The 24,530-nt window shown below is 56.1% G+C and carries 20 protein-coding genes and 1 pseudogene; 18 read left to right on the forward strand and 3 right to left on the reverse strand.

Annotated features, from left to right (window positions below; genetic code table 11):
• The first annotated feature begins 233 nt into the window (after positions 1 to 233).
• The 12 genes from M3223_RS15215 to M3223_RS15270 all read left to right on the forward strand — a co-directional run bounded on the left by M3223_RS15215 (position 234) and on the right by M3223_RS15270 (position 12,595).
• On the forward strand, positions 234 to 458 hold the full coding sequence (locus tag M3223_RS15215) for a hypothetical protein (protein ID WP_251562919.1): 225 nt from the start codon (positions 234 to 236) through the stop codon (positions 456 to 458).
• Between the two features lie 120 nt (positions 459 to 578).
• Positions 579 to 1,691 carry a slipin family protein gene (locus tag M3223_RS15220; protein WP_251562921.1) on the forward strand — a complete coding sequence of 371 codons (1,113 nt, stop codon included), beginning with the start codon at positions 579 to 581 and terminating at the stop codon, positions 1,689 to 1,691.
• Positions 1,692 to 1,846: 155 nt separating this feature from the next.
• Entirely contained in the window at positions 1,847 to 2,953 is a 1,107-nt protein-coding gene (locus M3223_RS15225; RefSeq protein ID WP_251562922.1) for a glycerophosphoryl diester phosphodiesterase membrane domain-containing protein, read from the forward strand.
• Positions 2,950 to 3,564: a DUF4129 domain-containing protein gene (locus M3223_RS15230; protein ID WP_251562924.1), complete on the forward strand. Its 615-nt coding sequence runs from the start codon at positions 2,950 to 2,952 to the stop codon at positions 3,562 to 3,564. The genes M3223_RS15225 and M3223_RS15230 overlap by 4 nt, the downstream gene beginning before the upstream one ends.
• On the forward strand, positions 3,561 to 4,766 hold the full coding sequence (locus M3223_RS15235) for a DUF4350 domain-containing protein (protein ID WP_251562926.1): 1,206 nt from the start codon (positions 3,561 to 3,563) through the stop codon (positions 4,764 to 4,766). Before M3223_RS15230 ends, M3223_RS15235 begins: the two co-directional genes overlap by 4 nt.
• Positions 4,763 to 5,683: an AAA family ATPase gene (locus M3223_RS15240; RefSeq protein ID WP_251562928.1), complete on the forward strand. Its 921-nt coding sequence runs from the start codon at positions 4,763 to 4,765 to the stop codon at positions 5,681 to 5,683. Before M3223_RS15235 ends, M3223_RS15240 begins: the two co-directional genes overlap by 4 nt.
• Positions 5,634 to 7,007, forward strand: coding sequence for a DUF58 domain-containing protein (locus tag M3223_RS15245; protein ID WP_251562930.1), 1,374 nt, complete (start codon positions 5,634 to 5,636; stop codon positions 7,005 to 7,007). The genes M3223_RS15240 and M3223_RS15245 overlap by 50 nt, the downstream gene beginning before the upstream one ends.
• An 18-nt stretch (positions 7,008 to 7,025) precedes the next feature.
• Positions 7,026 to 8,033 carry a stage II sporulation protein M gene (locus M3223_RS15250; RefSeq protein ID WP_251562933.1) on the forward strand — a complete coding sequence of 336 codons (1,008 nt, stop codon included), beginning with the start codon at positions 7,026 to 7,028 and terminating at the stop codon, positions 8,031 to 8,033.
• Positions 8,033 to 8,848, forward strand: a complete 816-nt coding sequence (locus M3223_RS15255) for an RDD family protein (RefSeq protein ID WP_251562935.1) — start codon at positions 8,033 to 8,035, stop codon at positions 8,846 to 8,848. Before M3223_RS15250 ends, M3223_RS15255 begins: the two co-directional genes overlap by 1 nt.
• Before the next feature lie 337 nt (positions 8,849 to 9,185).
• A complete protein-coding gene (locus M3223_RS15260) occupies positions 9,186 to 9,773 on the forward strand; it encodes a TetR/AcrR family transcriptional regulator (protein ID WP_251562937.1) in 588 nt (195 codons plus the stop codon).
• A gap of 184 nt (positions 9,774 to 9,957) precedes the next feature.
• Entirely contained in the window at positions 9,958 to 11,397 is a 1,440-nt protein-coding gene (locus tag M3223_RS15265; RefSeq protein ID WP_251562939.1) for an MFS transporter, read from the forward strand.
• Positions 11,398 to 11,461: 64 nt separating this feature from the next.
• Positions 11,462 to 12,595 (forward strand): transglutaminase domain-containing protein, encoded by a 1,134-nt coding sequence (locus tag M3223_RS15270; protein WP_251562941.1) that lies wholly within the window; start codon positions 11,462 to 11,464, stop codon positions 12,593 to 12,595.
• Positions 12,596 to 13,121: 526 nt separating this feature from the next.
• Here M3223_RS15270 and M3223_RS15275 read toward each other — a convergent pair.
• Positions 13,122 to 14,285, reverse strand: a complete 1,164-nt coding sequence (locus M3223_RS15275; RefSeq protein ID WP_251562943.1) for a virulence factor — start codon at positions 14,283 to 14,285, stop codon at positions 13,122 to 13,124.
• 158 nt (positions 14,286 to 14,443) lie between these two features.
• Between M3223_RS15275 and M3223_RS15280 the strand changes: the two genes are divergently transcribed.
• The 4 genes and pseudogenes from M3223_RS15280 to M3223_RS15300 all read left to right on the forward strand — a co-directional run bounded on the left by M3223_RS15280 (position 14,444) and on the right by M3223_RS15300 (position 18,580).
• Positions 14,444 to 15,664 (forward strand): MBL fold metallo-hydrolase, encoded by a 1,221-nt coding sequence (locus tag M3223_RS15280; protein ID WP_251562945.1) that lies wholly within the window; start codon positions 14,444 to 14,446, stop codon positions 15,662 to 15,664.
• A gap of 101 nt (positions 15,665 to 15,765) precedes the next feature.
• Entirely contained in the window at positions 15,766 to 16,833 is a 1,068-nt protein-coding gene (locus tag M3223_RS15285) for a Gfo/Idh/MocA family protein (protein WP_251562947.1), read from the forward strand.
• Positions 16,834 to 17,161: 328 nt separating this feature from the next.
• Positions 17,162 to 17,847: pseudogene (locus tag M3223_RS24310) on the forward strand (hypothetical protein).
• Positions 17,848 to 17,866: 19 nt separating this feature from the next.
• The gene (locus M3223_RS15300; RefSeq protein WP_251562952.1) at positions 17,867 to 18,580 is read left to right on the forward strand and encodes a discoidin domain-containing protein; all 714 of its coding nucleotides are present in this window, start codon (positions 17,867 to 17,869) and stop codon (positions 18,578 to 18,580) included.
• Between the two features lie 14 nt (positions 18,581 to 18,594).
• Here the strand turns inward: M3223_RS15300 and M3223_RS15305 are convergent, their stop codons facing one another.
• On the reverse strand, positions 18,595 to 19,056 hold the full coding sequence (locus M3223_RS15305) for a hypothetical protein (RefSeq protein WP_251562954.1): 462 nt from the start codon (positions 19,054 to 19,056) through the stop codon (positions 18,595 to 18,597).
• A 196-nt stretch (positions 19,057 to 19,252) separates the two neighbouring features.
• Here M3223_RS15305 and M3223_RS15310 point away from each other — a divergent pair, with 196 nt between their 5' ends.
• Positions 19,253 to 20,878: an ABC-F family ATP-binding cassette domain-containing protein gene (locus M3223_RS15310; RefSeq protein WP_251562956.1), complete on the forward strand. Its 1,626-nt coding sequence runs from the start codon at positions 19,253 to 19,255 to the stop codon at positions 20,876 to 20,878.
• 83 nt (positions 20,879 to 20,961) lie between these two features.
• Here the strand turns inward: M3223_RS15310 and M3223_RS15315 are convergent, their stop codons facing one another.
• Complete coding sequence (locus tag M3223_RS15315; protein WP_251562958.1) at positions 20,962 to 22,116, reverse strand: GerAB/ArcD/ProY family transporter; 1,155 nt, start codon at positions 22,114 to 22,116, stop codon at positions 20,962 to 20,964.
• Positions 22,117 to 22,447: 331 nt separating this feature from the next.
• On the opposite strand from M3223_RS15315, the gene M3223_RS15320 reads away from it, so the two are divergent.
• A complete protein-coding gene (locus M3223_RS15320; RefSeq protein ID WP_251562960.1) occupies positions 22,448 to 24,523 on the forward strand; it encodes a beta-galactosidase in 2,076 nt (691 codons plus the stop codon).
• Positions 24,524 to 24,530 lie beyond the last annotated feature (7 nt).

The raw sequence follows: 24,530 nt of genomic DNA on the forward strand, positions 1-24,530 counted from the left end.
CATCCTTTTTAAGTAAAATCCTGCCGGTACTTTTTGGTATTCCGTTAGCTTCGCCATACTTACGCCCTGTTCCGGGAGCGGGAGCGCCGTTACTATAAATCTCGAAGGCAAGAGCAGCAGGCAGGAATATCGGCAACCGGCCTTATTCCGCAGTGCCTGGCGCGATGCGCCAAGGTATTCTTTTGCCGGCCTTCTCCAACTGAACCGGGTTCGAATCCCGGCCATCCCCAGCGGTGGTTCTTGGTGAATATGCGGCATATACCGCACTAACTGATGGAAAGGCATTCGGTCCAATTCGGCGCCTGCCGCGCAGCATTGGCGGCAAACTGCGGGAAAGCCTTGCAGCGCCGGCGCTGGCGGCGGCGAAGCCTGTCGCGATGGGCAGCAGCATGATTTCGAGGCAAGGCGCCAGCATGGGCTGGAGCCTCGATGCGCAGCTGTTTATCCGAACGGGGTAAGCCGCCGATTCACACCGTGCGCTCCGCTTAGCCTGCGGTGCGCCGAAGCGGGCCGGCTGCCGCCATCCCAGGGAGAATGCAACGGCCAATGAGGCCATACGTATAAAAGGAGCTGATTCCATGTTCAAAATGGCAACGATTAAAACGGGCGAAAGGGGACTGCTGTATCGAAGAGGCAGTTTTGCCGGGCTGCTTCAGCCGGGTACGCGGCAGCTGAACCTATGGAGAGGCGAGACGGCGGAAATTCAGCGCATCGACCTTCCGTTTTTTCCGGCAGACGGTCCGTTATCGGCCTACTTGCAAGACCAGCGTTTAGCCCAAGAGCTGGAGGTTGTAGAAGTTGCGGATGAGGAATACGTGCTGCGTTACCTGGACGGACGTTTCGAGGCGCTGCTCTCGCCAGGAGTTTACGCCTTCTGGAAAGCGGCGGGCACACACAGCTTTAAACGCATCGACACGCGTAATCCCGAGGCAGAAGGCTCGCTTAGCCCGGAGCTTATGCAGCGGTTAGATTCCTACTTGCACGTCATAGAGATTGAAAGCTGGGAGCGCGGATTCCTTTACTATGATCATATGTTTCAGCGCGAGCTTGGGCCAGGGCGGTACCGCTTCTGGAAAGGGCCCGTCAAGGCCGCCGTCAAAAAAGTCGATCTGCGCCGCCAACAGCTCGATCTGCTCGGACAGGAGATGATGACCGCCGACAAAATTACGCTGCGGCTTAATTTTGCCAGCCAGTACCGGATCTCGAACCCTGCACTTACGCTTGAGGTCAAATCGCTGCCGGAGCAGCTTTATATCTCCATGCAGCTCATATTGCGCGATCTGATCAGCGGCATGACGCTGGACGCGCTGCTTTCCTCGCGTGAGGAAACGGCCGCTAAAGCATTGTCCGGCCTCCTCGAAGCCGGTGCCGTGTACGGGGTCGAATTTTTAAGCGGGGGCATTAAGGATATCATTTTGCCAGGGGAGATCCGCGATATATTAAATACCGTTCTGCTCGCAGAGAAAAAAGCCCAGGCCAATCTGATCACACGCCGCGAGGAGACTGCCTCGACCCGAAGCCTGCTGAATACAGCCCGGCTCATGGAGGAAAATGCCACGCTGTACCGGCTGAAAGAGCTTGAGGTGCTGGAAAGGCTGTTTGAGCGGATGGGCAGCGTGTCGCTGGACAGCGGCAGCGGGGTGCTGGAGCAGCTGACACGAATTGCCGGAGGTTATGGTAACCGAAATTAAAAATTGGGATGTTAAGGAAGAAATAAACGGCTATGGAAAGTCAATTCGTGTATAATGTTGAAAGTGTTTCTGAAATAATGGTTGAAAACAGACGGATATGCTGAAGTAAACCATATGGAACAAATTAATGTACATACGAACTGGAGGAGTAATGAATGCAGCAGCCACAACAGCTGCGGCCGATGGGAATCGGCCGGATTTTGGACAGCAGCTTCCAGCTGTACCGCACGCATTTTACAACATTGGCCATCATAATGCTGGCGCTTTACGGGCCTGTCAGCCTGGTTTCAATCGGTCTGGCAGGCGAAGGCGGAAGTGCTTATTCCGGTCTTATGGATAGCTTACAGAACGGAAATTTTGATCAATATATTGAAACGACAGCGGCAGAGGATGCAATGATTGGAGCGGGCGAAGTGATCTCCATTATTCTCGGCTTGCTGCTCACACTGATCCTTGGTCCTGCGTCAATGGCGGCTATTGTGCATCTGGTGCAAGCGCATGTGCGTGGCGAGGCGATTCCCGGAGCAGGCGAGCTGCTGAAACGCGGCTTCCGCCGCTTCTGGCCTCTAACCGGCACTACTCTGCTTTACTTTTTCATTATGTTTGTGATGTATATCGTCATCGCTGTGGGAGCAGTATCTGTATTCGCTATCCTGATCAGCTTAGCGTTATCCGGTAATGGCGGGCTTTCCGGCGGCGCTACCATTCTGATTTTTCTCGGTTTCCTTGCTTTGCTGCTGCTTGTAACGTTTCTCGGCATCCGCTGGGCCTTTTATTTGCCGTATGTCGCGCTTGGCGAAAGCGGAACTGGAATCGGCTCGAGCTGGCGGTTAACAAAAGGAAACTTCTGGAGGCTGTTTCTGCTCTTTATCGTGCTTTTTATCATTCTGACCATCTTCACCAGTGTAATAAGTCTCGGGACAGAGGCTTTATTTGGCGGAGGCAAGTTTGCCTACATTGTCGATTCCTTAGTTTCAATTCTGCTCGGCTCGCTGTGGGTGCTGCCGTATGCTATTGCCTTTTTTGACCTGCGCGTGCGCCGCGAGGGCTTTGGGCTGGACCAATTGCTGAATAACGCCGATCCGTATGCCGGCCAAACGCCTCCAGCTCCGCCTGCGTCATGGGGCGGCGGGATGCAAGGAGGCCGGGGCTCTGGCGACGAGGAGCTCAAGCAGGATTCACGGAACGATGGCGCCGATGGCGGCGAACAGACCGGTAACGGTGGAGAAAGCGGCGGTCCTGAGGGTGGAAGCCGTCCATGAATGAACGCCGCGAGCTGGAAAGCATTCTCACGGGGGAGGAGTATACGGCGTATCGCAAGGAGCCGGGCTTTTCTTTGTGGGATTGGCTGCTGGAGCAGCTCAGGTGGCTGCTGAACGCTCTTTTTCCGAGCCTTAAGCCGGGAGAAGGGACGATCAGCTTGCTGGCAGTTCTGATTGTTCTGGCGTTGACTGCATTCATCGTTTGGCTTACCTGGCTGCTGCTGAGCCGGCGGGGCCGCGGCGGTCGCCATCGCTCCGGCGATTGGCTGCATCCCAATGAGGAGAGCCGCTCCTGGCGGCATTATGCCGAGCTTGGCGACAGGCTTGGCGCAGAGGGGAACTGGAGAGACGGCATCCGTGCCGTCTTTCTGGCCCTGCTTTTCTATTTGGAGGAATCCGGGGCGCTGCGCGTTGAAGCTTGGAAGACGAACCGGGAGTATTTGGACGAGCTGTCTCAGGCGGGCTCGCCTCACGCCTCTTCGCTGAAAGAAGCGATGGCGCTTTTTGAGCGGGTATGGTACGGCCGGCTGGAGGGCTCAGAGGAGCTGTTCGGGGAAATCCGCGCTCTGTTTGCAGCCGTGTCGGCTGCCGGGGAGGAGGGGCGCAATTGAAATTGAAAAACGGCATGTTTATTGCCGCAGCGGCATTGTTTCTGCTGCTTGGTTTATTTCTGGCTCGGCCGCAGCTGAAGGATGAAGCCCCTAACCTTAGCTTTTCGGCGGATACGGACGGCGTCAAAGCCTGGCGTGAGCTGCTGGAAAAACGCCAGGCTCCGGTCGGCGAGTGGCGCCTCCGGTGGGAGGAGCTTCCTGCCGAGGGCTCCGGCAGACTGCTTATCGCGGCTGGTCCAGGGCAAATTCCGCCTAAGGAATGGGAAGCGATGGATCGCTGGCTTCGCGCCGGAAATCATCTGCTGCTGCTCAGCAGCCGGGATAACGAATCCGACTATTGGAATCTGACCGGCATGCAGTCGGCAGCCGGAGAGGCGGCAGAGAAAGAGGGCAAAGGGCCGGGGGATGGCCAAAACGGCAAGGAGGCGCCAAAGGTTTCCGTTGTTAATGTTAAGGCGTTAGGTGCGGGAGATTACACGGCGGAAGTAACGACGGACTCGCGTATCGAGAATGCAGATGGTCTGGAGCCGCTGGTGACTGACGGCAATGGGGTTTTGGCAGGCCGGGTGAAGGTAGGCGCGGGCAGTGCCACGCTCGTTGTGGAGCCGCGCTGGATGCAGAACGAAGCGGCGTTGAACGCCTCGCATCCCGAGCTGATCGGAGCTCTGCTGGCGGGCGGCTGGCCGGAAATTATGTTTGATGAGCAGCATCACGGCTATGTTTCGAAAAAGGGTATGTTCGCCGTATATCCCGATTGGCTGTTGCTGTCGAGCATCTTGCTGCTGATCGGGCTGCTCCTATGGCTGTGGCATGCCGGCAAACGGTTCGGACCGGTACGCATTCCGCGGGAGTGGTCGGTGCGGCGCGGCGATGAAACGGCGCGGGCGCTCGCTTCCTGGTATGAGCGCTTCGGGCTTATGGACGATGCGCTGGACCGGCAGCGGCGGCGGCTGCGCCAGCAGCTGTCCCAGCGCTGGGGACTAAACGCCGCGGCCACGCCGGAGCAGGCGGCTGCCGCAGCGGCAAGCCGCTGGAGCGAGGCGGATGCGCAGCGGCTGCAGCGCGCATTGGAGGAACGGCCGATTGCAGCCTCCGGGCGCAAGGCGGCCAAACGGGAGTTTGTCGCAAGATCGAGAGAAACGAGCGAGCTGGCGGAACTGCTGCGAGGCAGCCGTCCGTCTGGAAGGGGAGAGATACATTGAATCATTTGCTGGAATCGCTGGAACGGCGAATTCATGGACAGAACCGCAACATACGCCTGCTTGTCACCGCGCTAATCGCGGGCGGGCATGTACTGCTGGAAGGAGTGCCGGGCCTCGGCAAAACAAGCCTAGCGCGGCAGCTGGCGGTGCTTTCGGGCTGCGGCTGGCGTCGCATTCAGTTCACGCCGGATCTGCTTCCCGGAGATATTACGGGCAGTGTTACCTACAACATGCAGGAGCAGAGCTTTTCCGTCGTCAAAGGCCCCATTTTCACCAACGTGCTGCTGGCCGACGAAATTAACCGCTCCGGACCAAAAACGCAGGCTGCGCTTCTGGAGGCGATGGAAGAGCGGCAGGTAACGATTCAGGGCACGACATACCCGCTGCCGGAGCCGTTTTTTGTCGCGGCAACGCAAAATCCGGTGGAGTACGACGGAACCTATCCGCTGCCGGAGGCGCAGCTGGACCGCTTTCTGTTCAAGCTGGTGCTGGATTACCCGGCGGAGCAGGCGGAGATCGATATTTTGCGGAATCACCGCCAAGCGGCTGGCATAACGGAAGTTCAGCCAGAGCCAGTCGTTACAGCGGAAGAAATTCGCGAGCTGCAAGGCAAAGTGGGCGACGTCGTCGTGGAAGACGCGCTTTACGCTTATGCTGCTGCTCTTGTCCGGGCGACCCGGGAAACCGACGGCGTTGGGCTCGGCGCAAGTCCGCGTGCCGGCATCGCGCTGCTGCGGGCTGCGTCCGCCTGGGCGCTGCTGGAAGGCAGAAACTATATGACGCCTGACGACATTAAGGAAATGGCGCTGCCGGTGCTTCGCCACCGGCTGCTGCTTACGCCGCAGGCGGAACTGGAGGGGATGACCGGTGAAAGCATCATCCGGCAAACGCTGGCATCGGTTCCGGTTCCTCGCTAGGCTGCTCCGGCGCAGCCCGCTGCCGACGCGCCGCATGGCGGCGCTGACGGCAGGAGGGGCAGTCGCTACCTCGGCTGCCGCAGCGATTGGCCAGCACTGGCTTGTGTTTGCAATCTGGTGCGGAGCGCTGCTCGCCTTGTCGGCGATTGATCTGGCGCTGCTGCCGCGCTCGCTCGTCTGGACCGTGCGCCGCCAGCTGCCCTCAAGCTCGGAAATCCGCCGCATGTTCGAGGTTGAACTCGACGTTGTTTGCCGCTCCCAGGCCGCAGTGCGGGTTGAGCTGGCCGACGATATCCCGGCCACGTTCGACCGGCCTGACGGAAGAACGGTTGGCGGTATGCTGCTTCGCTCACGCACATTTGTGTATCATCTTGCCGCGACAGAGCGCGGCGTGTACCGCTTCCGCGAGGTAGACATGCGCTGGAGCGGAGCGCTCGGCTTGTGGAGAAAGCAGACCCAGCTGAAGGTGGAGGACGACATCCGTATTGATCCGGATTTGTCCGGCGTGCGCAGCGTGCTCGCTTCCGCACAGGATTCTCTGCTCATCGACGGGAAACGCATTCACCGCCGCCAGCGCGGCGGCAGCGAGTTCGATGCGATCCGCGAATACGCACCTGGCGACGATATCCGCGAGGTGAACTGGCGGGCGACGGCGCGCACGGGACGGCTGCTGACGAATCTGTACCGGCCCGAAAAGGGCAAAACGCTCGTGCTGCTGCTCGATTGCGGCCGTCAAATGGGCGTGGAGCTCGATGGACAGGTGAAGCTGGAACGCTCGCTGGAGGCGGCGCTGACGCTGGCCGCGGCCGCTTTGCGGCAGGGGGATCAGGTTGCGCTGATCGCCTATTCCAGCAGCGTAAAGCTGTATATTCCGCCGGGCCGCGGGCTTGCGCATTTGCAGACGCTTACCCGGTCGGCGAGTGAAATCCGCAGCGATTTCAGCGAAGCGGGATCGGCGGTCGGCCTTGGATTTTTGCTGAGCCGCATCCGTAAGCGTTCGTTCGCGGTGCTGTTCTCCGATATGGACCACTACCTGCAAGACGCCGAGCTGCTTCCGTATGCGGCAAAAGTCCGCAAGCAGCATCATCTGTTGCTCATGTCGCTGCAAAATCCGGTGCTGCGGCAGCTTGAGGAGTCGAGGCCGGATACGGCAGCCGAGGCCTATGTGCAGAGCGTTGCCGCATCGTATGCGCTGGAGCGGCAGCTGATCGTCCGCCGCATGGGCAGCAGCGGGATACCGATGCTGGACGCAGCGCCGGATCAGCTTGCAATTAGCTCGGTTAACGCCTATTTGGACATCCGCGACCGGGGACTGCTGGGATAGCGGCAAAGGAGGTGCTTCATGGACACAACTTCATTTATCCGCCGCAACAAGCCCGCCTGGGCGGAGCTGGAGGCTCTGCTTGCTGCGCTCGGCAAGCGCAAGGCCCGCGCTGACGCCGGCCAGCTGGACCGTTTCGCGGAGCTGTACCGGACCGCCTCGGCGCATCTGGCGTATTTGCAGACCTATGCTCCGGCAAGCGAGACGACTGCGCTGCTGAACGACCTCGTTTCCCGGTCGCATAATCAGCTGCATGCCGGCGGGGCGGCAGGACAAAGCCGTCCGCTGCAGTTTATGCTGTACGGCTTCCCGATGCTGATCAAACAGCGTCTGCCCTTTGTCCTGCTGGCAGGGCTGCTGTTCGGTTTTGGCGGGGTGCTTGGCTATTTGGCGATTGGCGCCAATCCGGCAGCCATTCATGCCGTGCTGCCGGCGGGTATGGCTGATGGGATAAATCCGGCGCTTGTTAATTCCGACCGGGGCGATCTGAACAGCGCGATTATGTCAGCTGAGATTATGACGAACAACATCCGGGTTGCCGCTCTGGCCTTTATTAGCGGTGTGACGCTTGGCTTTCTGACGCTTTATCTGATGGTGTTTAACGGCCTGCTGATCGGGGCTCTTGCAGCCGTGTTCGCACAGGCCGGATACACGTATACATTTTGGGCCTACATATTGCCCCATGGTGTTATTGAGCTGTTAGCAATTTTCATCGCAGGAGGAGCGGGTTTTTATATGGGGTACAGCTTTTTTGTGCCCGGCGAGCTGCCGCGCAGGCTGCAATTTATCCGCTCCGCGAAGGAGTCGGCGCTGCTGCTGCTTGGCACGCTTCCGCTATTTGTCATTGCCGGGCTCATTGAAGGATACATCACACCCGCCACCCTGCCGTTATGGCTCAAATACTGCATTGCCGGTCTCACTCTGGCGGCGTGCGCGGCCTATTACTGGCATGGAACCGCGCGCGGACCAAAGGCCGGACAGTCGGGAGGCGGCATGTCAGCCGCTTTTTCCGGGAAAGGAACGACGTAATGCACTTTAATTCCTCCATCGAAAAGGAAACTCAGTTTTTGACGCCGGAGCAGGTACGCCTGCGTTACCGGACCGCCGGGCTCGGCAGCCGGGCGATTGCGCATCTGATCGACGTCCTGCTGCTTATCGCCGCATCGGCGCTCATTTTGTTTGGCGCGGCAGGCATCGTTTTTTTTCTTTCCTCGACCTGGTTTCCAAACGATGGGTACGACTACCTGTTTGCCGGGATTTTTATCTTTCTCATTGTGTTGAATGTCGGTTATTTCATCGTAATGGAGGCTTATTGGGGCGGGCAGACAATTGGCAAAAAAGCGGTCGGACTGCGCGTCCTGATGCAGCACGGGCAATCCGCCACCATTTTGCCGGTTGTCATCCGCAATCTGTTCCGGCTGCTCGATTTTTTGCCGATGGGTTATTTTGCTGGCGGAGTCGCCATTCTGTTCAGCCGCCGCGATAATCGGATTGGCGACATGGTCGCCGGAACGATTGTTGTCGCCGAAGCCAGCGCGGAGCATCGCAGCCGCCGCAGCCGCATCGACAAACGGATCGCTGCGATGCAAAAGAGAGGCGGAATTCTCCCCGATCTGGAGCTTGCCGACGCCCGCCGGGCGCTGCTGCAGGAACAGGACTGGCATCTGCTGCAGGGCTGGGCGGATCGGATGGATCCGTCTCCCAAAACCGAGGTGAGCGGGCTGGAGCAGCGGATCTGGGAGCATTTTACACTGAAGCTTGGACATGAACGGACACGCTACAGCGATATCCGGGGTTATCTGGCGGCGCTTTACCTGGCTGTGCGCGAGGACTGGGAGCTGTAGAGCATGCCCGTGCAGTGCGCTGAGTAAGCCTATAATCCAAGCGCAGCGGGCATTTCGGCAGGCCGTCTTCGTTCAGTAAAATCTGCAAGAAACACCTCTGTCTTACTAAAGACAGGGGTGTTTGGCGTCGAAACGTTTCCGGCGGAGCGCGGCTTGTTAACACGGAGTCTCTTATTTAATCCGCATTTGCTTATTGACCGGGAAATATTGGAGCCTTATACTGATGCATGTAAGTGGTTGCTTGCATTTGGCGCGGATGCCTTTACTTAGACGGAGCTGAATCCGTCTCATACGCTGCAGCCGCAAGGCCGCTGTATAGAAAGGAGAGCAAAGCGTTATGCAGTCACAGATTTCTACCGCTGAAAAGCTGCTGCTGGCGGCGATTGATGTAATGTCGATGAAAGGTTACAACGGCGCTTCTACCAAAGAGATTGCCGCAAAGGCTGGAGTTAACGAAGTTACGCTGTTTCGCCATTACGGCAATAAGGCGAAGCTGCTGGAAGCGGCGTTAGATCGTTTTTGCTATGCCGATATCATGATCGAATTGTTTCACAATCGGCTGACTGGAGAGCTGGAGAGCGATTTGCTGCTCATCGCCAGAACGTATCAGAGCACAATGTTCCGCAACAAAAAGCTGTTTTCCATCGTGCATAAGGAAGGAAACAGCCTTCCGATCGACAAAAATGCCAGCTCCCGGCATCCGGAGAAGCTGCGCCAGCTGCTGACCGAATATTTTACCGGGCTGAAGGAGCGCGGGGAAATTGAGACTGACAATCCTGCCTTGCTCGCTGAATTCTACCAATGTACAAACTTCGGGTATTTTAATTCCCGGCTGAACTCCGACCAGACTGAGCCTGACCGCGATACGGAACAGTATATCCAGCATATGGTTCAGATTTTTGTAAAGGCCCTGAAAGCGAAGTAAACCCGGCGCTGCCGCACCGAAGATAACAGGTCCGCTCCTATCTCGCTCAAGAGCGGTTATTCCTTTAACTGCAGGACAGGGCAGCGCAGCGCGGCTCGTTTGGAGGGCGTGTCTTTTTTTGCTCTAGTTGCAAGTGTGTACTTGCATACATGGGTGATTTTTGGAAATAGGAGGGGATAATTCGATGAAAAACAAGCAAGAACCTGGGAGCATCTCTTCGGACGACAAGCCGAAGGAGGGCGGGGAAAAGCTGATCTGGCTCCTTTCCTTTACGATGATGCTGGCATCAATGAGCGCCATCATGTTTAACATTGTGCTGCCGCAGATGGAGTCCGAGTACGGCTTATCTCTGTCTGAGGTGAGCTGGATGACAACCGGATATATGCTGATTTATGCGATCGGCTCCGCCGTTTACGGCAAGCTTGCCGACCTGTTCCGGCTGAAAAATTTACTGACCTTTGGGCTCGCGCTCTTTTTGCTCGGCTCGTTAATCGGCCTCGTCTCAAGCAGTTACGGCATGGTTTTGACCGGACGGTTAGTTCAGGCGACGGGAGCGGCGGTTATTCCGGCATCAGCTATGATCATACCGATCCGCTATTTTCCCCCGGCCGTCCGGGGCAGGGCGCTTGGCTTGGCGGCCTCCGCTCTGGCGCTCGGCAATGCGCTTGGACCGGTTGTTGCGGCTCTCATCGTCAGCACCGTACACTGGAGATGGCTGTTTTGCGCGCCGCTGATTATTGTGGCCGTACTTCCTTTTTACCGCCGTTATCTGAACGATGAACCCGCCAAGGGAGGAACGCTGGATCTTCCCGGCGGACTGCTTATTGCGGGAGCGACGGCGCTGCTGCTGCTTGGTTTGACGCAGTGGAGCTGGCTGTTTGCCTTAGCCGGAGTTGCGCTTATTCCGCTGCTTGTATGGCGGCTTCGCACGGCCAAAGATCCTTTTATCCGGCCGGAGCTGTTCCGCAATCGCATTTACTGTTACGGACTCGTACTCTCGATGATCGCGATGGCGGCAGGGTATTCGATCCCCTTCCTCACTCCTCAGCTGCTTGCGTCCGTTCACGAGCTTCAGCCTGGAGTGATCGGTTTTGCGATGGTGCCGGCTGCCTTGGTCGCCGCAGCATTTGGCAGAAGCGCGGGACGGCTTGCTGACCGAAGGGGCAACGGAGTTGTTTTTTATATGGCGGCAAGCCTGCTGCTGGTTTGTTTTGCGCTGATGGCATTGCTGGCGGGCGTATCCCCATGGCTGGCGGCTGGACTGCTCATTATCGGGCAGCTTGGGCAGATGCTGCTGCAAATCTCGCTGATGAATTCAATCTCTCTAACTCTGCCAAAAGAGCAGGCGGGAGCGGGCATGGGACTGATGTCTTTGCTCAACTTTTTGTCAGGCGCGGCGGCAGGGGCCATCTACAGCCGTATTCTGGACAGCTTTGGAAACGGCGCGGAAGCGGAGGCGGGAGTTCAAAACGTGTTTATGTACATTTACGCAGGGCTTTTTGTCTCCATCCTGATTATTTTGGCTGTTTTCCGCTATCGCTTCAATGTGAACCGGGGCATGGAGAACGCTCCGGCTGCACCGGCGGCTGTTGTAACGGTTAAAGCAACCGATAGCGCAAACTGATTCATCTAAACCGGGATCGTCCACATATAGTTACAAGATGGATCGGAACCGGAGGCGATGAGACATGAGGCACTGGATGGCGAATTTGCTGCTGGCCTTCTCGCTGGCAATATCCATATATGTGGTGGAAGCGAGAGTGAACGAAGCGGTTCAGGCGGACCGGCTTCCTGATGCTGCCGTGTCGGGACAGGCGGATAGCGGCCTTGAAGAGATGCGGAGGGAAGCGGACAACGGGGATTCATACAAGCAAAATGTCCCGGAAGCGGGCGTCTCTGCCTCCTCTGAGTCGGAGCAGGCGGATAGCGGTCTTGAAGAGATTCGGAGGGAAGAAGCAGACGCTTCTGTCTCCTCTGAAACAGGCCTGGATCCGGCTGAGCCGGACGAGAGCGATCAGCGGGAAGGACAGCTGAATTCGAATGCAAGTCAGGATGTTCCAGCGATGGAACTGGACGCCGGACTGGCGGACGAAGCCGCGGATGAGAAGACTGCTCCACAGTCAGAAACGGACTCTAGATCAGCTCTGGTGAACGGTTTGGCGGAAGGTTTTCAGCAGCGGCAAACGAAGTTTGAGCTCTCTTTTCAAGGCGAGCATGAAAAATTGGTCGATTTAATGCCGGAGCTGGTGCAGCAGGGGCTTTTCCAGGAGGACTATACCGCCTATGTGCTGAAATCATACGCCTACAAAATCCGCTCCGCAAACGGTAAATCCAGCATCTCTATGACGGCGGAATACCGTGAGACGTTGGAGCAGAGCGCCGCGGTTGCGAAGCGCTCCAAAGCGATGCTGAAGGAGCTGCTGGATCCGGGTATGGACGACGAGGAAAAGGTCCGCGCCATTCATGACTGGATCGTCCGCCATGTGCGTTATGACGAATCGCTTTCCCGCTATACGGCCTACGAGGCGCTGACGCTTCGCTCCGCTGTTTGCCAAGGCTACGCGCTGCTTGTGTACCGGATGCTGAACGACGCCGGTATTGAAACGCGGATCGTCGAAGGAACGGTCGAATCGGGAGACCACGCCTGGAATCTCGTTCGGCTGGGCGGAGGCTGGTACCATCTGGACGCGACATGGGACGATCCCTTGCCGGACCGTGGAAACGAAGTGAGCCATAAGTATTATTTGCTCTCGGACAGCGAAATGGCGAAGGACCATAAGTGGACGAAGGATTATCCCGAGGCCCCTGAAAGCTACCGCTGACCCGGGGAAAAGATGAACCCGGTCGTGGTAAGGTCGTCAAACGACCTTACGAAGCGGGTAAAAGCGAAAACCTGCCGTGGTAAGGTCGCGAAACGACCTTACGGAGCGGGTAAAAGCGAAAACCGGTCGTGGTAAGGTCGTCAAACGACCTTACGGAGCGGGTAAAAGCGCAAACCTGCTCTGGTAAGGTCACCAAACGACCTTACGGAGCATGCAAAAGCGAAAACCTGCTCTGGTAAGGTCACCAAACGACCTTACGGAGCATGCAAAAGCGCAAACCTGCTCTGGTAAGGTCGTCAAACGACCTTACGGAGCATGTAAAAGCGTAAACTGCTCTGGCAAGGTCGTCAAACGACCTTACGGAGCGGGCAACCCCCGTTAAACCATGAATACAAAAAGGCTGCCCCGAGTCACATAACGTGACTTGCGGGACAGCCTTTTTGTATACCTTAGCCGCAGCGCCTACAGAATACTGCGCCAGCCTGCACTAGTGCAGGCTGGCTAACTCATTTGGCGCTAACCGCTCCTAGTCAGCGTCAGCTTCCCCGGCTTCCTTGCGCCGCATGGCGGTCATCTGCTGCCATACGGAACCGGCGGCTTCCTCGCCGCGTTGAATCCGCTCCAGCGCCATCTGCGCTTGCAGCTTGATTTCAAACTCGCTGTCCTCTGCCGCTTTCTCCAGCGCCTCCAGAGCGCTGTCGTCGCCGACCTCGTACAGGAAACGCGCGGCGCGCCAGCGGACCAGCTTATTGCGGTCGGAAAGCGCCGTAATCATCGCGCCGGTTGCGGCCGGGTCGCCGAGATCGGACAGCGTATCGCCAGCGGTGCGGCGCACGGATGCCGAGTTGTCGCTAAGAGCGCGGATGAGCAGGGGCAGCGCTTGAGGATTCTCGCGGAAATCGCCGAGATAAACGACGGCCAGCCTGCGGATGCTGGCGTTTTCGTCGCCAAGCGCGCGTTCCAGCAGCGGCAGCGCGTCGTCATCCGGCGCGAGCCGGTCCAGCGCCGCGTAGCGGCTCTGCCAGTCCTCAGCAGCCATAAGCGGCTCAGCTTCGGCAGCGCTGAGCGAGGCCGGACGCACCGTTGCCGGCGCAGCCGACTGCTCGCCAGGCCCGGCTGCGAGCGAGGCTTGGACGAGCGCATCCAGACGCTCCGGCGTATAGGACGCCTCCAGCTCGCGCACGATTTCGGCCGCGATGTCCTCCGGGTCGCCGTAACGAACGCCAAACTCCTCCAGCTTGCGCTCACGAATCATCGAAGAGCCTGCGGCGCGGCTGACCGCTTCCGTAAACGCCTGCGGCAGCGCTGCGCGCGTTTCGCCGTCGCCCATGCGGACGCGGACCTGAATCGGGATGCCGCGGAACATTTGCACGAGCACATGCGCCTCGCCGAAGCCGTTGGAGGCGTCCGGACCAGCGGAGCCGGCGCTTTCCTCCGCTTGAAGCACTCGCCGTGCTTCTGCCAGAATGGCGGCCCAATCAGCGTTGGGCTTGCGGTCGAGCGCAATAAAATCAGCCGTGCGGAACAGGCTGCGCACGCCGGGAATGCCGAGCAGACTGCGCAGCGGCTCCGGGGCGGAATCCGGCTCTGCCGGCACATACGTATAACGATGCCCGCGCGGAAGCGTCTCGTTGACGTTCAGCTTCATCGAGTTCGGGCTTGGGGTAGGTTCAATGGAGATCAGATTCATTATTCGATCCTCCTGCTCAAGGGTAAATAAAATGAAGCTCTGCTTCTAGTTTAGCGCATTCCCCGCAGTGAAGCGAATTGCTTCCTTTCGCCGGGATTGATATTGTAGGAGCAGACCTGCATCCCACTGCTTTAGCAGCCTGTGAAAGGATGAACGAGATGGCCAAGTCCAAATTCGGCAACATGGATCCCGTCACGACGCAGAAAACATCCAAACATTTTAAACGCTGGAGACAGGAAAAAATCTGGAACCGGCAAGGGCGCGACTATTCGTTCACCGTGCCTAACAGCAAGCCGGATCTGGAATTCCTTCATCATAACCGCATCAAGCCGTCCATGACCTGGATCGGCCATTCCACCTTCCTGCTGCAGCTGGCAGGCGTTAATATCGTTACGGACCCGGTCTGGTCGGGCAAAATGGCGCTGCAAAAAAGGCTGACCCCTCCCGGCGTGCCGCTGGAGCTGATGCCTCCGATCGATCTTGTGCTGGTGTCCCACTCCCATTACGATCATCTGCATATCAACTCGCTTCGCAGGCTCGGCGGCTCCAAAACGATCCTCGTTCCGGCGGGACTCGGCGCCAAGTTAAAGGGAAAGGGCTTTACCCGAGTTCATGAGCTGCACTGGTGGGAAAGCTTTCACTTCCGCGGCTTGAAGCTGACGTTTGTGCCGAGCCAGCACTGGACGCGCCGCAATCCGTGGGATATGAACTCCTCGCACTGGGGCGGCTGGATCATCCAGCCCGAGCATGGCTTGGATCACGAGCCCGGCGAAGCCACGCTGCATGGCAAAAGCTCGCATCCGCCGCAGCCTCAGCCGCCGGGCCAGGTGGAGGAGACCAATCTCCGCACCGCCGGCTCCCCGGCGGATGGAGCTGCCTGCAGCGGCAAGCCATGGAGCGAGCAGGCCGGACCTAGCGGCGCCTCAAGCCCGCGCCGCAGCTCTGACTCCGGTCCGAAGCCGCATCAGGCCCAGCCCGGGGCGGACGAGGGAGTGTTTGATCCGTTTCATCCGGACGCTCCGCGCCCGCTTGCGGGACGGTATCCGACGGTTTATTTTGCGGGAGATACGGGGTATTTCAGAGGCTTTGCGGACATCGGCCGCAAATTCCGCATCGATGTCGCGATGCTGCCGATAGGAGCGTACGATCCCGAGGAATTCATGGGGCCGCAGCATACGACGCCGGAGCAGGCGCTTCAGGCATTTTGCGATACGAAAGCCCGGCTGTTCGTTCCGATGCACTACGGCACATTTAAGCTGGCCGACGACACGCCGCAGGAGGCGCTGGAACGGCTGGAAAACGCGCGGCGCAGCGGCGGAATTGAGGCGGATCGGATCGTTTTGCTGCCTCACGGGGAAACGTGGCATATGAACCGATAAAGCCAATTTTGCACATAGACGCGCCACATCCAGGCCATGAACGCTCCAAAGAGGAATGTTATACTGTAGGGGATTTGTCATTCGACAGGAGGATTATCTACATGACCCAATCACCGCTCCGCATCGGCATCATTGGCTCGGGGGCCATCGGCAACGTTCATATGGATACATTCAAAAAAATCCCGGAAGCCGTAGTTGCTGCGGTTACCGATACTTATCTTCCGCTTGCTCAGCAGAGAGCCAAGGAGCATGGCATTGCCGTTGTGCATGAGTCGCCCCAGCAGCTGCTGGAGGACGATTCGCTTGATGCGGTCGCGATTTGCGTTCCTAATCAATTCCATGCCTCTTTGGCAATTGAGGCGCTGAAGCAGGGCAAACATGTGCTGCTGGAAAAGCCGATGGCGATCAGCCTTGCTGACGCCCGAGCTATTCTTGACGCCAAGCATGCTTCGGGCAAAGTGCTCATGGTTGCGCATCAGATGAGGTTTAATGGACTGAGCCGTGCGATTAAAGGCATGATTGAGGACGGCAAGCTTGGGCGCATTTACAATGTGAAAACCGGCTGGTGGCGCAAAAAAGGCATTCCCGGCTGGGGCTCCTGGTTTACCCGCAAGGACATGGCCGGCGGAGGTCCGCTGATTGATATCGGCGTGCATATGCTCGATCTGTCCCTGTATTTGATGGGCAATCCGCGACCGGTTAGCGTGTTCGGCACAACCTATGCGGAGTTCGGTCCTCAGCGCAGAGGCATCGGCAGCTGGGGAACACCGAACTGGGACGGCTACTACGACGTCGAGGATTTGGCTACGGCGATGATTAAAATGGATAACGGCGCTACGCTGACGCTGGAAGTCAGCTGGGCGGCTCATTCCGCAGGGATGGGCGAGGACCCGTTTATTCATCTAATGGGCACCGAGGGCGGAGCCAGCTACGCGGGCAGCAGCGGCAGCTTTGTCACGCATGACGAAGAGAGCGTTGTGGAAGAAAATATCGTTCCGATTGAGGGTGAAGAGGATCGTATTCTGATGACGCGCCACTTCCTCGACTGCGTTGCATCCGGCCGCGAGCCGATCAGCTCGGCGCTGACGGGCTTCACGAATAACCGGATACTGGACGCAATTTACGAGTCCTCCCGCACTGGCAGCGAGGTTAAGCTGAACTGGAACTGAGGAAGCCGGGTGTTTGGCCCTGATATCGGTTACAGCAAATTGCCATATGGCATCAAGCGACGAACGTCCGCATAAGCGGACGTTTTTTTGCTTCCCTGAAAAAATAAACAGGATTTCCCAAATTCATTGTCAAATTACAAACAGGTGTTTCATATAAATTCGAAGCTGGCACGGTAATTGGATGGATGATGGCCGGACTTATGGCGAGGGAGGTGTTTAAAACAATAACACATGTATTGCTGGCAATCTGCGCCTTGTTCAAATAATGAAAAACTTCCCTAAAGCTTTTCTATTTTTCGTGTGCGTTTGCATGCTTTCCCTCTCAACGATGGCCTGGGGAAGCGAGCCTGCCAGCGCAGCCACTTCCATCACGATTGACGGCGGCGGCGGCAATACCCGTTTGCTGACAGACTATCCGGAGCCTTACCGCAGCGATATTCTGGATTATCTGTTCAAGCCGAATTACGGAGCGGGCTACACTCATCTTAAGGTCGAAGTGGGAGCCGACGTCAATTCAACAACGGGGACCGAACCGAGCCACGCGAGGACGGAAGCGGAGAACGCCAATCCAAACATGAACCGCGGTTACAAGCTCTGGCTGATGAGCGAGGCGAAAAAGCGGAATCCCGACATTAAGCTGGATATTTTACAATGGGGGGCTCCGGGCTGGGTCGGCAGCATGTGGTCTCAGAAAAACGCCGATTACCTGGTCAGTTTTATAAAAGGATCTAAAAGCGTATGGGGCTGGACATTGACTACGTAGGAGGCTCCCAAAACGAAAGCTTTAACGGCAACTCGCAGCAAGCGCGCGATTACATCGTTAATATTTTGCGCCCTACGCTGGATAACAACGGGTTAAGCCATGTCAAAATCGTCGCGCCGGATATTTTAAGCTCGGACTGGGCTTTTGCCAATCGAATCGTCTCCGATCCCGCGTTAAAAGACGCAGTTGACGTGATTGGCTACCACTATGTGAACAGCTCTTCCACGGCGACCGCACAAACTGACCGTTGATCACAGCGGAAACTGGAGTATGCGTATCGGCGATCCGCTTGTGCTGCCAGGCTCTGAGGTAATTCTGGCATCCGGCACGGTTCCGTTCTCAGCGAATACTTGGCATAACCTGAAGCTTGTTTTCAGCAATACGAATATTAAGGCTTATATAGACAACAGCCTTGTGGCCGATGTGAACGACACCACTTATTCGGCAGGCTTAGTCGCTTTAGGAAGCGGCTGGAAAATTGCGCAGTATGACAATATTTCAATTAAAGCCTCCGCCCCGACAATTGTTAATCTCGCTCTAAACAAACCGGTAAGCGCGGACAGCGAGGAAACGTCCAAAGGCAATATCGCCCCGAATGGCAACGACGATGATTCTTCATCCAAATGGACGGCGAACGACGGAGCGGCCAATCATTGGTGGAAGGTCGATTTAGGAAGCGCGCAGCAGCTGATCGGCACAGAGGTGAGATGGGAGAGCAACAGCGCTTATAAGTATAAAATAGATGTTTCAAACGACAACGCCGCCTGGACGACGGTTGTTGATCAAACCGCCAATACGGTCAGCAAACAAACGAATAAAGACAGCTTTACCGCGAGCGGCCGGTATGTGAAGATCACCGTCACGGGACTGGCGGTGAACAAATGGGCGAGCTTTTACGATTTCAAGGTATTTGGCGAAACCGGTCCGAACCCGGGCGCTTTTTTTCATGGCTGGCCGCATATTGTGCGCGTAATCATGGAATAAGCTTGAATTTGCAGTTAATAAAAATAACAAGTTGTTGTATTAATACCGTAACTCACCAGACTAGGAGAATCGGCAAAAGAAACGCCGAAGCTTCCGCTCGGATATTTAAAACCCAATAGATTAATTATAGTGACAATCATCTGGACGTTAACCGTTGAATACACCGCTGGTTCATAATAGATGCGATAACGGACTGTTGCGATAGAGGTTTTGTCGGCTTGGACTTGAAAGTGGTCCTCCGCTTTGGCAGGAAGGTCGCGTAAAACCGGGAGAGGGTTTTCAAACTCTCCCCAAAAAGCTTGCGCAATCATATTATAAGAAGTTTGGTTCATAATCCTGAATCCTAGCGAACTTGCAGTACTTGATTGGGAGTTATTTAAGGGACCAAGCAAAGAAGTCGCAATGACAAGCAAAATAAACAATACCAAGATCATTCCGAGTTTTGAGCCGTAAAGCTGTTCCTTGTCCATATTCATTCTATTTTCCTCCGACTATTGTTCTACTACCAACATATGAAGTTTTCATAAAAGTGTCCGGGCTGGCTCCCCAGCTCCCGGTTTCACACGCTGCCTGAAATTATGCTATACTGAACAAAGTGTGTTTTTTCACTGAAATAATGGAGATAATCGGCGGGCAACCGCCAAATATAGATGAAGGACGGGATTTGCACAAATGATCAGTACGAGCGGAGTATCGCTTCGATACGGCAAACGCGCGCTTTTTGAAGATGTAAACGTCAAATTTACCCCCGGCAACTGTTACGGCCTGATCGGAGCGAACGGAGCGGGCAAATCAACGTTTCTGAAAATTCTCTCCGGAGAGATTGAGCAGAACACTGGCGAAGTTCATATTACGCCGGGCGAGCGTATGGCTGTTCTGAAGCAGAACCATTTCGAGTACGACGAGGTTCCGGTTCTCATGACGGTTATTATGGGCCACAAAAAGCTGTATGACGTCATGAACGAGAAAAACGCACTCTACGCCAAAACCGATTTCACCGACGAGGACGGCATGCGCGCAGGCGAGCTGGAAGCCGAATTCGCAGACATGAACGGATGGGAAGCCGAGTCCGAAGCGGCTGAAATGCTGAACGGTCTGGGCATTACGCCGGACCAGCACGACAAGCTGATGAAGGAGCTGGACGGCAACCAAAAAATCCGCGTCCTGCTTGCTCAGGCGCTGTTTGGCTCGCCAAACATCCTGCTGCTCGATGAGCCTACCAACCACTTGGATATGCAGTCGATCGAATGGCTGGAGAAGTTCCTTTCCACCTACGAAGGCACCGTTGTTGTAGTCAGCCATGACCGTCACTTCCTGAACCAGGTTTGTACGCATATCGCGGACATCGACTTTGGCAAAGTGCAGATGTACGTAGGCAACTACGACTTCTGGTACGAGTCCAGCCAGCTGGCGCTTGCGCTCCAGCGCGACGCCAACAAGAAAAAAGAAGATAAGATGAAAGAGCTTCAAGCGTTCATCCAGCGCTTCAGCGCCAATAAATCCAAGTCCAAACAAGCGACGAGCCGAAAAAAGATGCTGGACAAAATTACGCTGGACGATATTCGTCCATCAAGCCGTAAATACCCGTTCATCAACTTTAAAGGCGAGCGCGAAGCCGGCAAGCAAATTCTGCTCATGGAAGGCCTCACCAAAACGGTGGACGGCGAGCAGCTGCTGAACAACTTCACGCTTACCGTCAACAAAGGTGATAAAATTGCTTTTGTCGGTCCTAACACGCTGCCAAAAACAGCCCTGTTCCAAATCATTATGAATGAGATGGAGCCGGATGCCGGCACGTTCCAATGGGGCATTACGACGATTCAAGGTTATTTCCCTAAGGACAACTCCAAATACTTTGAAGGCGTGGAATCCAATCTGGTTGACTGGCTGCGCCAGTATTCCAAGGATCAGGATGAGTCGTTCATCCGCGGCTTCCTGGGCCGCATGCTGTTCTCCGGCGACGAAGCGCTGAAGAAGGCCAGCGTATTGTCCGGCGGTGAGAAAGTACGCTGCATGCTCTCCAAAATGATGCTGTCCGGCGCCAACGTGCTCGTCATGGACGAACCGACCAACCACTTGGATTTGGAGTCCATTACGGCGCTCAACAACGGGCTGATCGACACGGACTGCACCGTGCTGTTCACCTCGCATGACCATCAGTTCGTGCAGACGATTGCAAATCGTATTATCGAAATTACGCCTGGAGGCGTAATTGACCGTCTAATGACGTACGATGAATACCTTGAGAGCGCCGATGTCAACGCTATGCGCGACCGCCTGTACGCAGGCCAAGCATAACGATTGCTTTCGTCATACAAAAGCCGCGTTTTCCTCGTTTGAGGAGAACGCGGCTTTTTTGCGTCATCGAGGCGTATTTTGTTTTAACCCGTACCGTTCGTTTGACCACCGGCTTGATTGTTTTGAGGTTTGTTTTGCAGCCTTCGCTTCACAGCCGGAATTCCAAGCAGGAGAAATTGCGCCAAGGGGAGCAGCAGGAAGCCGGCAACGTCATATTGCGGGGCTTCGTTAAACAGCTCAATATATCTGGCGACATTGGGAACGCTGATCTGGCTGCCTGCGAGCAGCAGCAATGCAATTGGCATTGCCAAAATCTGATCGTTCTGCAGCCGGAAAATTTCCCCCAGTCCTTTTGTCATTGCAAAGCTGCAGAGCAGCGATTTAAAAAATACGGAGACGATCCATAAAAAGGCCAACAGAGCTTCAGTCCGCTCCAGAAACCCGCCAATTTCTATTCGCTGCGCCAGCACAAAAGTGGGGTACAATTTTTCCTCCATCATATCGGGCCCGATTACGATTACACACAGAAGCATAACTAGGAAAAGTACGACGCCGCCCGTAAAAAAACCGTTAAAGATTGCCCGGCGCACAACCTTCCGGTCGTTATCGACATAAGGGATGAGCATGAGAAGCGCAAGCGATTCAAGAAATCCAAAGCCGAATGCTTGATAAGCGCCTTTCATCACCGGCAAGAAGCCAAAGGACATAACCGGAGTCAATTTGTGGATATCAATTTGCGGGAGCAGGCAGAGGACGAGAAACAGGAACATGGACATGAATATAGGAAACAACAGCTCGCTCATACGGGTGAAGCTTTCTTCTCCGTATCTGAGAGCAGCTGTCAGCACAACCAGAAATCCAAGTACAATCGCCTCGGACGGCGTTTCAAGCATGAGCTGGGTCGTGATAAACAGGCTGAGGGAGCTTATTTGCGACAGCACCAGCACGTAAAAGAAAAAAACATATACAAGTCCCAGCAAGCCTCCAAACCATTTTCCTCCCAGCGCAATTGCGGCGCCGATGAGGCTCCGCCCTTGCTGGCGGCTGCCCAAAGAGGCATACAGCCAACCTACGAGCATGCCGCCGGCAAGAGCCGCAAGCATGGCTATCCAGGCATCCTGCTGGGCGGAGGCGCCCAGGAAGCTCGGCAGCACAAGAATGGAGTCTCCAATGACGCTGAACAGGATAATGGTTTTGAACTGCCGTTCCGTGATATGAATCTTTTGCGAAGTAGGCATGGAAATCCACCTGCCAATAATCAAGATAAGTACCGTAATTTGTTAACACTGCTTACGTAGTCTTTCCTCATGAGGGGAATATATCCGGCAGCGCAGCAGATTCAGCCTCATCTAAGTGCCAAACATAGTACAAATCGTTGCTCATCTGCAGTAGGCAAACCACCGCATGGGTATTACAATTCAATGGAGCGGAATTTTTGTCTGGAAAATAATATTTTTCCGAATTACTATAGAATGCAGGAGAAGCCGGCATGGCCGGATGCCATAATTATAATGTAAGCGGTTTCTGTAAGGGGACTGTGAAACGATCAAAGACAGGGGTTTGATAAAGATGAATCGCAAGTTCAAGCATGCTCCAGCCAGCCCAAAGCTGCCTGTGCTTATGCACGGGGCGGACTATAACCCGGATCAATGGCTTCACGATCCCGCCGTACTGGAAGAGGATATCCGGCTGATGAAGCTGGCCGGCTGCAATGTGATGGCGGTCGGCATTTTTGCGTGGACGGCGCTGGAGCCCGAGGAAGGCCGCTTCGAGTTCGGCTGGATGGACCGGCTGCTCGATACGTTTGCGGAAAACGGCATTTACGCTTGGCTCGCCACGCCGAGCGGCGCACGTCCGGCGTGGATGTCGGAGAAATACCCCGAGGTGCTCCGCACCGGACCTAACCGGGTCCGCAACTTGCACGGATTAAGGCATAACCACTGCTATAGCTCCCCGGTATACCGCGATAAAGTAAACATAATGAACACTCGCCTGGCAGAGCGCTATAGCTCGCATCCGGCGGTTATCGGCTGGCATATTTCCAATGAGTACGGCGGCGAATGCCATTGCAGCTATTGCCAAGATGCCTTCCGGGAATGGCTGAAGGAAAAGTACGGCACGCTGGATGCGCTGAACAAGGCATGGTGGGCGGCTTTCTGGAGCCATACGTACACGTCCTGGGAGCAGGTTGAATCGCCTGCGCCGCATGGAGAATCCATGGTACACGGCCAAAATCTCGATTGGCACCGGTTCGTGACGCATCAGACGACGGATTTTTACCTCGCTGAGATCGCGCCTCTTAAAGCGGTTAATTCGGAGCTTCCGTGCACGGCGAATTTGATGGACCTATTCTATGATCTGGACTATCGCGTATTGGCCAAGGCGCTGGACGTTATTAGCTGGGACGCTTATCCGATGTGGCATAAGGAAGCTTCCGACGTTGGTATGGCGACCTGGTTCGGCTTCAATCATGATATTTTCCGTACGCTGAAACAAAAGCCGTTTTTGCTTATGGAGAGCACGCCAAGCTTGACCAACTGGCAGTCGGTAAGCAAGCTTAAACGTCCCGGCATGCACCGTCTCAGCTCGCTGCAGGCGATTGCTCACGGCTCGGATTCCGTTCAATATTTCCAATGGCGCAAAAGCCGCGGCTCCAGCGAAAAGTTCCATGGAGCGGTCGTTGACCACGTTGGACATGAGCATACCCGTGTATTTCGCGACGTAGCAGAGCTTGGGGAAGAGCTGGCAAGCCTCAGCGAGCTGGTCGGCACAAGCGTACCGGCAGAGGCGGCCATTCTGTTCGATTGGGACAACCGTTGGGCCGTTAACGATGCGCAGGGCCCGCGCAACAGCGGGCTGCACTACGAACAGACAGTTGTGCAGCATTACCGCGCACTGTGGGAGCAGGGCGTGCCGGTCGATGTGATCGGCTCTGACGACCCGCTAGACGGGTACAAGCTGCTCGTTCTGCCGATGACCTATTTGCTGCGGCAGGATGCCGGCGAGCGAATCGAGGCGTTTGTGCGCGCAGGCGGCACGGTGGCAATGACTTATTGGAGCGGCGTTGTGGACGAGCATGATCTTTGCCGGCTCGACGGCTTCCCAGGGCCGCTGCGCGCAGCGGCTGGCATATGGGCCGAGGAAATTGAAGGGCTGCATGACGGAGAAAGCAATGAAGCGGTTATGCAGCCGGGCAACCCGTTAGGCTTGGAAGGCAGCTACCGGATCCATGAGCTATGCGAACTGATCCATACCGAGGGAGCGGAAACGCTGGCGGCATACGGTCAGGACTTCTACGCCGGACGCCCGATGTTAACGTTAAACCGGTTCGGCGAAGGCAAAGTGTACTACCTGGCTGCAAGAGTTGCTGACAACGCCTTCTACGACGCTTATTATGGAGCGCTCGTCCGCGAGGCGGGAGTACGCCGGGCTTTGGAGGCGGAATTGCCTTCCGGCGTTACGGCTCAACTGCGTACCGACGGGGAAAAGGACTATGTATTCCTGCTCAATTTCTCCGGCGAGGCGGCAGAGGTGAAGCTGCAGGAGCAAGGCCTGACGCTGCTTCCTTCGGGAGAGTCTGTGCCGGATACGGTTGCTTTGGAAGCGAATGAAGCGCTGCTGCTGCAGCGCCGCGCCCGCAGCTAACATGCAC

Source organism: Paenibacillus pasadenensis (genome assembly GCF_023715725.1).
Taxonomy (GTDB): Bacteria; Bacillota; Bacilli; order Paenibacillales; family Paenibacillaceae; genus Paenibacillus_O; species Paenibacillus_O pasadenensis_A.